At 61.0% G+C, this 12558-nt stretch carries 8 protein-coding genes; 4 read left to right on the top strand and 4 right to left on the bottom strand.

All coding sequences use genetic code 11. The features are described 5' to 3' along the window. Window positions 1–329 precede the first annotated feature (329 nt). Together dacB and ACQ4WR_RS23330 are read right to left on the bottom strand one after the other, a co-directional pair. Window positions 330–1832 (bottom strand): D-alanyl-D-alanine carboxypeptidase/D-alanyl-D-alanine endopeptidase, encoded by a 1503-nt coding sequence (gene dacB / locus ACQ4WR_RS23325; protein ID WP_436490192.1) that lies wholly within the window; start codon window positions 1830–1832, stop codon window positions 330–332. 8 nt (window positions 1833–1840) lie between these two features. Next, window positions 1841–3079, bottom strand: a complete 1239-nt coding sequence (locus ACQ4WR_RS23330) for a nucleoside recognition domain-containing protein (RefSeq protein ID WP_034753725.1) — start codon at window positions 3077–3079, stop codon at window positions 1841–1843. 214 nt (window positions 3080–3293) lie between these two features. On the opposite strand from ACQ4WR_RS23330, the gene ACQ4WR_RS23335 reads away from it, so the two are divergent. The 4 genes from ACQ4WR_RS23335 (at window position 3294) to ACQ4WR_RS23350 (ending at window position 10234) form a co-directional block, all read left to right on the top strand. Next, the gene (locus ACQ4WR_RS23335; RefSeq protein ID WP_180979397.1) at window positions 3294–5099 is read left to right on the top strand and encodes an ABC transporter substrate-binding protein; all 1806 of its coding nucleotides are present in this window, start codon (window positions 3294–3296) and stop codon (window positions 5097–5099) included. Window positions 5100–5317: 218 nt separating this feature from the next. Next, entirely contained in the window at window positions 5318–8071 is a 2754-nt protein-coding gene (locus ACQ4WR_RS23340) for a TonB-dependent receptor (RefSeq protein ID WP_436490194.1), read from the top strand. 87 nt (window positions 8072–8158) lie between these two features. Beyond that, window positions 8159–9238 carry a S66 peptidase family protein gene (locus ACQ4WR_RS23345; RefSeq protein ID WP_436490196.1) on the top strand — a complete coding sequence of 360 codons (1080 nt, stop codon included), beginning with the start codon at window positions 8159–8161 and terminating at the stop codon, window positions 9236–9238. Between the two features lie 102 nt (window positions 9239–9340). Then, complete coding sequence (locus ACQ4WR_RS23350) at window positions 9341–10234, top strand: YihY/virulence factor BrkB family protein (protein WP_102294386.1); 894 nt, start codon at window positions 9341–9343, stop codon at window positions 10232–10234. A 431-nt stretch (window positions 10235–10665) separates the two neighbouring features. On the opposite strand, the gene ACQ4WR_RS23355 is transcribed toward ACQ4WR_RS23350, so the two are convergent. Both ACQ4WR_RS23355 and ACQ4WR_RS23360 read right to left on the bottom strand, forming a co-directional pair. After that, window positions 10666–11793, bottom strand: coding sequence for an acyl-CoA dehydrogenase family protein (locus ACQ4WR_RS23355; RefSeq protein ID WP_102294387.1), 1128 nt, complete (start codon window positions 11791–11793; stop codon window positions 10666–10668). Between the two features lie 37 nt (window positions 11794–11830). Beyond that, window positions 11831–12499: an SDR family oxidoreductase gene (locus tag ACQ4WR_RS23360; protein ID WP_436490198.1), complete on the bottom strand. Its 669-nt coding sequence runs from the start codon at window positions 12497–12499 to the stop codon at window positions 11831–11833. Between the last annotated feature and the right edge of the window lie 59 nt (window positions 12500–12558).

A 12558-nucleotide genomic window follows, 5' to 3' on the forward strand; every position in this document is an offset into this window, starting at 1 on the left:
CTTTGCGCCGATGATAGTGCTGCAACCAGTGTGAAAGTAGGTTATCGTCAGGCTTGTTATTCGCAGTAGAGAAAAACCCGTCAAGCAATTGGCGGGTTTTTTTTCGTCTGGTGGTTTTGTTTGCGTGATACGCCGCAGGTGGTGTCGGCTTACGCGCTGCGCGCTAAGCCGACCTACGTCGATTTACCGCTGGCCGGGTCGGGTAGGTCGGATTAGCGCGGCAAGGCCGCGCGTCATCCGACAGCAACGCCAGCCGATCAGGGTAGCCAAACCATACAAAAGACGAAAAAAAGCAGCGCTGCGCGCTGCCTTTGTATCACTGCTGCCTTTTATTGACCGGCCACTACCGGCGCGGCGCCACTCCTGGCGACCCACTCGATCAAGGCATCGACGGCGGCGCGGCCGTTGCCGTTGCCCACCAGGTCGCTATTGATCATGGCCACCACCACGCACAGCTGGTTGTTTGCGTCGGGTACATAGCCAGCGATGGCCACCACATTCTTCAAGGTTCCCGTCTTGATGCGCGCCCGCGCGGCGGCCGGGGTGTTCAGCAGGCGCTTGCGCATGGTGCCGTCGAGGGCGGCGATGGGCAGGCTGGACTGGAACTCGGGCGCCCACGGACTGTACTGCATCGCTTGCAGGACACCGGCCAGCTGCGCCGGTGCAATGCGTCCCGTGCGCGACAAGCCGGAACCGTTGTCGACCAGCATGCCCTGGGTAGCGATATGGTGCCGCTGGAACCATGCATCGATGACTTGCCGCGCCCGATTGGCCGTGTCTTCCGGCGCCGTCATGGCGATGGGACGGCTGCCCAGCCAGCCATCGCTTTGCAGGCTGCCCAGGCTCAGAAATAAAGTACGGGCCAGGGTGTTGTCGGACGTTTTGTTGATGTCACGCAGCACTTCCGGCAAGGCCCGTGCCACATGGTCGGCCAGCAGACGCGTGCCGACCGGTTCGGCCGTGGGCGGCAAACCCGTCGCCGGCGCTTCGCGCACCGTGCCCGTGATGGTGCCGCCCAGGCGTTTCCAGGTGGCACGGAACAAGCGCTCCGCATAGTCATTGCGGTCGAGCACATTGACGCTGGTGGACTTGCTGCAATTCTGCGGGAAGGTGCCGTGCAGTATCACTTGTAGCTTGCCGCCGGCATCGCGCCGGTATTCGGGCGGGCGCCAGCCATCTTCCCACCTGGCGCAATTGCCCTTGATCAGCTTCATGTCACTGGTGATGCTGACATTCTCCAGCGCCGGCTGCATCTGGAAGGTCAATTTGCGATCTGTCGCGCTGATGTCGATGTCGATCAGATTGGTGTTCAGTAATAAAGCGTCGGGGATGACGTTGTAGCGGAACTCGGCCGACTCATCGAATGGCGGCGCGCCGATATCGGGCCGGGCCGGCTGGAACAGCTGGCGGTCGAGAATCAGGTCGCCCTTGATCTTGACGATGCCCTGGGTACGCAAGGTTTGCAGCATGTGCGTCAGCACGTCCGCATTGAAATCCGTATCGGCGCCGCCGCGCAGGATCAGGTCGCCCTTCAGCACGCCATTGATGACATCGGCGCTGGTGCGCAGCTCCGTGCGGCCGCGGAAGATGGGGCCCAATTGCTCCAGGCCCACGGCCGTCGTCACCAGCTTCATGGTGGAGGCGGGCTGCATGCTGCGCTCGGCTCCATGCGACAGTACGGTGGTGTTGCCGCGCAAGACGACGGCACCCATGGCGTCCTCTGGAATATTCGCGCCGCGCAGCAGCAGGCTGACGGATTCGGGCAATTGCGCCTGGGCAGTAGACAGGCCAAGACCGGCCAACAGCGCAGCCAGCAGAACAGGACGTAGCATGGTGCTCCTTAGTGGAAAAAGACGTAGGCCACGAAGACGGCCGTGATCACGCCAGCCAGATCGGCGATCAGGCCGGCCGTGATGGCATAGCGCGTCTTGCGGATGCCGACGGAACCGAAATACAGGGCCACGATATAGAAGGTGGTATCAGCCGAGCCCTGGAACACGCAGGCCAGGCGGCCGACAAACGAGTCGACACCATAAGTGTTCATGGCATCGATCATCATGGCTTTCGAGCCGGAGCCGCTGAGCGGCTTCATCATGGCCGTCGGCAGGGCCGGCACGAAATCCGTATTGATGCCCAGGTTGGCGAAGAACCAGTTCATGCCGCTCATCAGGAAATTGAACACGCCCGCGTTGCGGATGACGCTGATGGCCACCAGCATGCCGACCAGGTAGGGAATGACGGTGATGGAAGTCTGGATGCCGCCTTTCGCGCCCTCGATGAAGGCGTCGTACACGTTCACTTTCTTGCGCAGGGCGCCGATGATGAAAATGGCGATGACGCTGATCAACACCAGGTTGCTGACCACCTTCGAGACCAGCTCGATTTCCTGTTTCGTCAGGTATTGCGTGAAGTACCAGATCATGGCGACGATGGCGCTCGTCATGCCGCCCATCCAGCCCAGTACGACACGGTTGAGCAGGTTGATGCGCTGCTTGATGGACACCGTGATGATGCCGACCATGGTGGCCACATACGTGGCGATCATGCAGGGAATAAAGATGTCGGACGGATCGGCTGCGCCGAGGATCGAGCGCTGCGCCATGATGGCCAGCGGAATCAGGGTCAGGCCCGAGGTGTGCAGCACCAGGAACATGATCTGGGCATTCGTCGCCTCTTCCTTGTTCGGGTTCAAGGTCTGCAGGCTTTCCATGGCTTTCAAGCCGAACGGCGTGGCCGCATTATCCAGGCCCAGCAGGTTGGCCGAGAAGTTCATCACCATGTGGCCCGTGGCCGGATGGTCTTTTGGAATTTCCGGGAAGATGCGCGAGAAGAACGGTGCGATCACTTTCGCCAGCCAGCCGACAATCCCCGCCTTTTCACCGATGTTCATGATGCCCAGCCACAAGGTCATCACGCCGGCCAGCGGCAGGGCGATATCCATCACGCCCATGCGCGCCGTCTCGAAGGTGCCATCGATGATGCGCTTGAAGATATCGGTATCGCCGAGAAACAGCCACTGCAGCACTGCGGCCAGGAAGCCAACGAGGAAAAAGCCGGACCAGATGTAATTAAGTGCCATATGCGATCAGTTCTGTGTGTCGGGAGTGAAAAATGTCTGCAAACAAAGTATAGGGGCAGCCTGATACGAGTTGATGAAAGAATGCAGCAATCGCATGCCAAAAAGTTATAAGCTGGCAGCCTGTTTTCATTGGCGCCCCGTCGCTTGCCCGCGTAGTGTGGGGGATGCCTGTCGCTTATTGCCGTTCGTTACCCTTGTCTGCACTGGATCACTGATGATGTTTTTACGCAAAACCGCCTGCGCCGCCGGCCTTGCCCTGTTGACGCTGTTCACTGTAGCGGCCCACGCCGCCGCCGATGCCCGCGCGAACAAGACCTTGCACTTGTTCTTGAGCACCAGCGAGACGGGGCTGGACCCGGCCGTGGCCTCCGACCTGGCCAGCCTGAACCTGATGGAAAACATCTTCGATCCGCTCTTGCGTTATGACTACCTGGCCCGTCCGGTACAGCTGCAGGGCAATACGGCGCGTGCCATGCCCACCGTGGAAGATGGCGGGCGCACGTATATCTTTCACTTGCAGCCCGGTATCTTCTTCACCCCCGATCCCGCCTTCAAGGGCAAGCCGCGCGAAGTGACGGCGCAGGATTATGTGTACAGCCTGACGCGGCTGTATGACCCTTCCCTGAAGTCGCCGTGGCTGTTCTTGCTGGAAGACAAGCTGGTGGGCGATGCGGCCCTGAAAAGCAAATTCAGCTATGACACGCCGATCGCCGGCCTGCAGGCGCTGGACAAATACACCCTGCGCATCCGCCTGAACGGCGTCGACCCGAATTTCCTGTTTTACCTGGCCATGCCGGCCACCGGCGTGGTGGCGCGCGAAGTGGCCGAAGCGTATCCTGCGGCGGGGCAGATCGGCAATCATCCCGTGGGCACGGGACCGTTCATGGTGCAGGAGTGGAAGCGCAGCGACAAGATCGTGCTGCAGGCCAACCCGACTTTCCGCCCCACCGTGTTCCATACCCAAGCCAAGGCGCTGGCGGCCCTGCCACCTGACGCGCGCGTCATCGCCACCGCGCTCGAAGGCAAGCGCTTGCCCCTGGTCGAGCGCATCGAGGTGCGCATCGTCGAGGAATACCAGTCGCGCATGCTGGGCTTCCTGAAAGGCGAGTTCGATTACCTGGAGCAAGTGCCCGAATCGATGACGGACATGGTGCTGCTCAATGGTGCGCTGAAGCCGGCGTTGGCCGCCAAGGGCTTGCAGCTGACGCGCTTTCCCGTGCTGCAGACGTATTACATGTGGATGAATATGGATGACCCGGTGCTGGGCGGCACCACCAAGGACAAGCTGGCCCTGCGGCGCGCCATTGCCCTCAGCTACAACAGCCGCGAAGATATCGCGCTGCTGAAAAAAGGCCTGGCCTTGCCGGCGCAATCGCCGCTGCCGCCCAACGTCCTGGGCCATGACAAGGATTACCGCAGCCCCGTCGCCTACGATCCGGCGCTGGCGCGTGCCTTGCTGGAGCGCTTCGGCTACAAGGCGGGTGCAGACGGTTTCCGCACGCAGCCCGATGGCACGCCCCTGATCCTGACCATGCACACGGAGCCGAGCACGGTAGGACGGCTGCGCGATGAACTGTGGCGTCGCAACCTGAACGCCATCGGCCTGCGCGTGGAGTTTAAAAGCGACAAGAAGACGGAAATCATCAAGGCGTCGCGCCTGGGCAAGGTGCAGATGTTCGAGACCAACTGGATCGCCGACTTCCCCGATGGCGATAACTTTATGCAATTGTTGTATGGCGGCAACGTTGGCCGCGCTAACTATGCCCGCTTCAATTTGCCCGATTACAATAAACGCTATGAGGAGGCGCGCCTGCTATCCGATACGCCGCGCCGACGCAGTCTGTACTTCGACCTGTTTCAGCTGATCCACGCCTACACGCCGTGGGTACTGCTGACACATCCCATCTCCGCCGACCTGCAGCAACCGTGGCTAAAAAACTACAGGCGCCACCCCGTGGAATTCACGTCCTGGCGCTACCTGGACGTCGATACCGCCAAGGGTAGCCCCGCAGGCAAGTGACCATGCAGTTGAAAAGGGCATTCATTCCTAAAGGTTATGGTTAGGAAAGCATTTTTCATTGGCTGGCGGCTCGGGCATCGCGCTACTCTGAAAATGAAAACAAATAAAGTCATGCGCAAATGTCATAAAAAAATGTACCGCGAGACAGACAAAGCGACGTGAGAAAAACAGCCTGACTTGATAACTCAAGTTTCGATTGCCCAACAAGGAGAAGACCTGTGAAATTGAAAAAGCTAGCGCAGTTGGTGGCATTGATGGGGGTAGTGGGGCCGGTCGCGGCACAGGAAGCGGCGCCGCCAGCGATGCAACGGGTCGAAGTGACGGGCAGCAGCATCAAGCGCGTGGCTAAGGAAGGCGCACTGCCGGTGCAGGTCATCACCTTTGACCAGATCGAAAAGCAGGGCATCACGACAACCGAGCAACTGGTGCGTACCTTGTCGGCGAATGGCACGGGCGCCGATAACATGACTTCGGGCAATAACGTCTTTGGCGCCGACGCCGACAGGGTCAGCGGCGGCGCGTCGTTCGCCTCGCTGCGCGGCCTGGGACCGTCGAGCACCCTGGTGCTGTTGAACGGCCGCCGCATCGCCACGCATGGTGCCAGCGGCAAGTCGGTCGACTTGAATTCGATACCACTGGGCGCGATTTCGCGCGTGGAAATCCTCAAGGACGGCGCTTCGGCCATTTATGGCACGGACGCCATCGGCGGCGTGATCAATTTCATTCTGAAAACTAATTACAGCGGCGTGGAAGCGTCCGTTGCCACCAACGACACGCAAGCCGGCGGTGGCGCCACGCGCCGCGCCTCCTTGTTGGCGGGCACGGGTTCGCTGGAAAGCGACCGCTACAACATCATGGCCAGCCTGACCGTTGACAAGGCCCTGCGCCTGAACGGCAGCGACCGTTCCTTCGTCAACGGCTTCCAGCCGGAACGTGGCCTGTCGCCCGATACCACGGGCACGCCGTTTGCCAACCAGATGGCGGGCACAGGCACGGCGCTGGGCACCTCGTTCCAGCTGCCTGGCGATCCGAATAAATACCTGCAAGCCAATCCGCTGAGCTTCCAGGGCAAGTGCGACAGCATCCCCGGCATGTCGCAATACCAGACGGCACTGTGGAAGGATGTCACCTCGCCACTGCGCACCACGTACTCGTGCGCCTACGACTATGGCGCCGACTATGTGCTGCAATTCCCTGTCGAACGGGCCAATCTGCTGTCGCGCGGCACCTTCCAGCTGGCGCCCGACCACCGCATGTTTGTCGAGGTACTCGGCTCGCGCACCAAGGCCACGGCCATTTTGACGCCGATGCAGGTGCAGGCCACCGTTGCCAACAAGAATCTGTATCCTGTCGGCGGCGCGTATTACCAGGATCTGTCGGCCTACATCCCTTCTTTCGACAACACCAAGCCGATTTCGTATAAATGGCGCGCCAATGACGTGGGCAACCGCACGCAGGAAAACACCACCGACAATGCCCGCGTGCTGGTCGGTTTCGAAGGCAACTTCGGCAAGTGGGATTACAAGGCCGGCATTTCACGCGCCGAAAGTTCCACCAAGACCAAGCTGACGGACGGCTATTCCTACACGGACAAGCTGTATGCGGCGCTGGCGACGGGCATCATCAATCCATGGGTGGGGCCGGGCCAGAGCCAGACGGAAGCGGCCAAGCAATTGATCGAGTCGACCAAGTTCCGTGGCGACTTCCAGCACGGCAAGACGACCCTGACGCAGATCGATGGCTCTGTTTCCGGCGAGCTGTTGCAGCTGCCGGCCGGGGCGCTGGCCATGGCCGCCGGCTTTGATTTGCGCCGCGAAGGCTACAGCTTTGCGCAAGACGTTGACGCCATCCAGATCCTGCTGGCGCCAGGCAATGCATCATTGAAAGATGCCAGCCGCACCGTGAAAGCGGTGTATGCCGAGCTGCTGGTGCCGGTGCTGAAAGACCTGGAAATGCAGCTGGCCATCCGCCGCGACGATTACAGTCTGGTGGGCGCGACGACGAACCCGAAAGTGGCATTCCGGTACCAGCCGGCCGACTTCCTGCTGTTCCGCGGTTCGGCTAGCAAGGGCTTCCTCGCACCCAGCTTCCAGCAGCTGTATTCCGGTTCGCTGAGCCAGGAATTGCCGAACGGCGTGATCGACCAGCAAGGTTGTGCCCAGCATCCGGGCGTGCCCGAATACTGTGCCATCGACCGCCTCGACTATAAAACGGGCGGCAATGTCAACCTGAAGCCGGAAACGTCGAAGCAGGGCAGCGTCGGTTTTGTCATCGAGCCATTCAAGGGATACTCGGCCTCGTTCGATTACTGGGCCATCAACACCAAGGACCGCATCCTGAACCGCACGCCGCAAATCGTGCTGGCCAACTACCAGGCGCTGAACCAGTACATCATCCGCAAGCCGGACGGTACCATCGACTATGTGCAGGCCGGCTGGATCAATGCGGCAGGCAGCCGCGTGCGTGGCCTGGATGTGGGCTTGCGTGGCGAAGGCAAGATCAAGGACGCGAAGTGGACGGCGACCCTGGACGGCACGTATATGGACAGCTTCAAGTTCGCGGAATACCAGGGACAGGAATACCAGGAACTGGTCGGCAAGTTTTACACGCGTGACCTGTACCTGCGCTGGAAACACAATGCCAGCTTTGGCGTGTCGCGCGGCGACTGGAGCGGCTTGCTGATCCAGAGTTTTGCCTCCGGCTACAAGGACCAGGTGCCGAATGGCGGCAAGGGTACGCCGCCGCCGGGCTTCAAGCCTGACGTCTCCAGCTATACGACGTATAACCTGTCGGGCACTTACACGGGCTTCAAGAACACCACCATCACCGTGGGCATCCAGAACCTGTTCGACCGCGATCCACCGTTCACCGCGCACAACGTGGATGAAGTGGTGGGTGCCGGCTGGGACCCGCGTGTGGCCGACCCGCGTGGCCGTTCGCTGTCGTTTCAGCTGAAGTACAAGTTCATGTAAGGCGGCCATGCCGGCGGCGATCCCGCCGGCGTGCTACTCTCAGCGGCGGCGCCTGGCGCCGCCGTTTTTATTCCAGGAAAGGGCCGCATGAGCAGTCAGACCAATCTCAGCCGACGCCGCTTTGGCGGCTTGCTGGCCGCCACCCTGGGGGCGGCAGGCACACCGGCTCTGGCGGCGGCCGCGCAAGGGAAGGACAAACGCATGCAAGCGCAACATTCTTTGATCAAACCGGCGCGCCTGCGCCAGGGCGACCTGGTCGCCATTCTCGCACCGGGCGGTTTTACGGACGAGGACGCCATCGCCAAGGCTGTGCGCAATATCGAATCGCTGGGCCTGCGCGCCAGCCTGGGCGCCAATATTTGTGCCGTGCACGGCAACTATGCGGGCACGGTACAGCAGCGGCTTGACGATCTGCACGCGGCCTTCGCCGACCCCGAGGTCAAGGCGATCTGGGCTATTCGTGGCGGCTCCGGCTGCATTTCGCTGCTGGCGCTGCTCGATTACGCCTTGATCCGCCGCAACCCGAAAGTGCTGATCGGCTATTCCGATATCACGGCCCTGCACCTGGCTATCGGTAGGCAGACGGGGCTGGTGACTTTCCACGGTCCCGTGGCCTCGTCGACGTTTTCCGACTACACGGTGACGCAGCTGCAAAACGTGCTGATGGCGCCGCAAGACAACTACACGATCCCGATGGCGCTGGAGAATCACCGCCGCGCGCAGACGCAGCCGAACTTTGCCATCCGCACCGTGCATGGCGGCCAGGCCACGGGACGGCTGACGGGCGGCAACCTGTGCATGGTCAGCGCCCTGGCCGGCACGCCGTATGCGGCCGATTTCCACGAGCGCATCCTGTTCCTCGAAGAAATCAACGAAGTGCCGTACCGCATCGACCGCATGCTGTGCCAGCTGGACCTGTCCGTCGGCTTCCAGCAGGCGGCGGCGTTGATGCTGGGCATCTTCGAGCATTGCGAGGCGGCCGAGGGCGACACCTCGCTGACCCTGAACACCACCCTGGACCAGCACTTGCAGCCCTTGAGCGTGCCGGCCGTCAGCGGCTACTCGTTCGGCCACATCCGCCACCAGTTCACCATTCCGATGGGCATCCTGGCCACCCTGGATGCGGACAGGCAAACCTTGACCCTGCTGGAAGCGGCCGTCACCTAGTCTGTGTTCGCTCGCGCACGGCGCGGCGCGGCGATTGTCAGTATGCTGGGAACCTGTGCGGCAAGGCATCGGGCCAGGCCGGCATCCTTGAACGGTTTTACCATGATCAACCGCCGCGCCAGCGCATACATTCTCAGCCATCCGCTGGCCTTCGTGCTGCAGGTACTGAAGGGCTTTCGCGCCAACCAGGGCTTGCTGCTGGCGGGGGCCGTCGCGTATTACTCGCTGCTCTCCATCGTGCCCCTGCTGATGCTGGTAGTGGTGGCCCTGTCGCACGTGATCGCGCAGGACGAATTGCTGCAAACCATAGGCCACTATCTGGAATGGCTGGTGCCGGGCCAGTCAAAGGCCATCGTGGCGGAAGTCGCGCATTTTCTCAACAATCGGGGCGTGATCGGCTGGCTGCTGCTGCTGACCATGCTTTTCTTCAGCTCGCTGGCGTTTACCGTGCTGGAAAACGCCATGAGCGTGATATTCGTTCACCGCGTGGCCATCCGCCGCCGCCATTTCCTGATTTCCGCTATCTTGCCGTACTGCTATATCCTGTGCCTGGGCGTGGGCATCCTGCTGATTACCCTGGTGGCGGGCAGCTTGCAAGTGATGGGCGAGGAAAGCGTGCGCTTCCTGCGCCACGACTGGGGCCTGGAAGGGGTGTCGGGCGTGCTGCTGTATCTGCTGGGGCTGACGGGCGAAATCCTCGTGCTCAGCTCGATTTACCTGGTCATGCCCGTGGGACGGCTGTCGATCACGCATGCGCTGATCGGCGGCGTGACGGCGGCCCTGCTGTGGGAAATCGCCCGCCACGTGCTGGTCTGGTATTTTTCCACCTTGTCGCAGGTGAACGTGGTGTATGGCTCGATGACGACGGCCATCGTCGTCATGTTCAGCCTGGAAATCGGCGCCACCTTGCTGCTGCTGGGGGCGCAAGTCATTTCCGAGTACGAAAGAGTGGCCCGTGGCGGCGAAGAAGACAAGCCACTGGCGCTACGGACTTGATTTAAAGTATGGCTTCAATTCGTTGTTGCATCGCACAAAAAGCTGTGCTATACTCCGTTCAGTGATTGAGATTTGCTTGCAAATAGTCTCACTATCCAGTTTCAGCGCGGCGACCGACAGGTGTAATGTCGATGGCGTGACAGTGCGAAGAAATGGATTTTGTAATTCCGGATACGATGGTCGATTTACACTTGGAGTCACCATGCAGATAGCACTGGCGTCCATGACACGATTAAAGCATTGGTAATACATTGGAACGAAGCCCGCGCTAGCGGGCTTTTTTTTCGTCTGGTGGGCGCGTTTATAAACCTACTGCGCAGCCCGCTATCGAATCGGCGTTACTCGCCGTACCAAAGTACGGCTGCGTTACTCAATCCGATATCGAGCTTGCTCGCTACGGTTTCTAAAAGCGCCGAGGCTTTTACTACTTTTTATAAAGCTCTGGCGATCAATATTTTCTGAATATCGCTGGTCCCCTCGTAAATCTGGCACACGCGCACGTCGCGGTAGATGCGTTCGACGGGGAAGTCGGACACATAGCCGTAGCCGCCGTGCACCTGGATGGCGTCCGAGCATACTTTTTCCGCCATTTCCGAGGCAAACAGCTTGGCCATCGCCGCTTCTTTCAAACACGGCAAGCCCGCATCCTTCATCGATGCCGCGTGGCGTATCAATTGCCGCGCCGCTTCGATCTGCGTCGCCATGTCGGCCAGGCGGAATTGCACGGCCTGGTGTTCATAGATGGGTTTACCGAAACTTTCGCGCTCGCGCGCATAGCTGAGCGCCGCTTCATACGCGGCGCGCGCCATGCCCACGGCTTGCGAGGCGATGCCGATGCGTCCGCCTTCCAGGCCGGACAGGGCGATCTTGTAGCCTTGTCCTTCTTCGCCGATTAAATTTTCCGCCGGGATGCGGCAATTGTCGAAGAGGATTTGCGCCGTGTCCGACGAATGCTGGCCCATCTTCTGCTCCAGGCCCGCGACGATGTAGCCCGATGAATTGGTCGGCACCCAGAAGGCGCTGATGCCGCGCTTGCCGGCCGCCTTGTCGGTGACGGCCATGACGATGGCCACGTCGGCATACTTGCCGCTGGTAATGAATTGCTTCGTGCCGTTGATTACATACTCGTTGCTGTCGCGCGTGGCCGTGGTGCGCAGGGCCGAGGCGTCGCTGCCCGTGTGCGGTTCCGTCAGGCAAAAAGCACCGAGCATGGCGCCTTGCGCCAGCGGGCGCAGCCATTGTTCCTTTTGCGCATCGTTGGCGTACATCATGGCGATGCTGCACACGGGGCAATTGTTGACGGAGATGATGGTCGACGTGCCGCCATCGCCAGCGGCGATTTCTTCCAGCACCAGGGCCAGCGACACGTAGTCGAGGCCGGCGCCGCCCAGCGCTTCCGGCACGGCCACGCCAAAGGCGCCCAGCGCGGCCAGTTCCTGCAATTCTTCCTTCGGGAAATGATGTTCCTTGTCCCAGCGGGCCGCATTGGGCGCCAGGCGCTCGCGCGAAAAACTGCGCAGCGCTTCCTGGATCATCGATTGTTCTTCATTGAGTATCATGGGACGTCGTCTCGTATTTTTATAGTGTCTGGCGGAATTACCAGCCGATGGGTTTGCCATCGTAGTTGCGGAACACGGCCTTGTCCGTGGCTGGCAGGCTGGCCAGGGTGGCACGCATGCCGGCAGCGCTTTCCTCGGGCGAAATATCGGCGCCGGCGCCGCCCATGTCCGTGCGTACCCAGCCCGGATGGAAGGCCACGCAGCTGACGCCTTGCGGGCCGTACACGAGCGACGTGTCGATCAGCACGGAATTCAAGGCCGCCTTGCTGGCGCGGTACAGCGAACCGCTGGGATTGCCCCGCTCGCTGAGCGAGCCCATGTGCGAGGACAGCACGGCCAGCTTGCCTTTGGCATTGGCGACCGGCGGCGCCAGTATCGGCAGCAGGCGCATGGCGGCCAGCACGTTGGTGTGCATGACGGCATCGAAATCTTCTTGCGCGGGAAAACCGTCATGGCGCGGGCCATACACGCCCGCGTTGAGGATGGCCACGTCGAGTTTTTCATCGTCGAGCTTCCAGCCCAGGCCGGCGCAGCCTTCCACGTCCGTCACGTCCAGCTGGTGCGCTTCGGCACCCAGTTGCCTGAGCGCTTCGCAAGCGTCCGGCGTGCGGGCCGTGGCGATAACGCGCCAGCCATCATGGCGGTATTGACGCACCATTTCGTGGCCGATGCCGCGCGAGGCGCCGATGATCAATGCGGTTGGCATATGTTTTCTCCCTGAAAATAAAATGAAAGGCGCGCACCGTGAACCGTGGTGCGCGCCCG

Source organism: Janthinobacterium amylolyticum, assembly GCF_051380655.1.
Classification (GTDB): domain Bacteria; phylum Pseudomonadota; class Gammaproteobacteria; order Burkholderiales; family Burkholderiaceae_D; genus Janthinobacterium.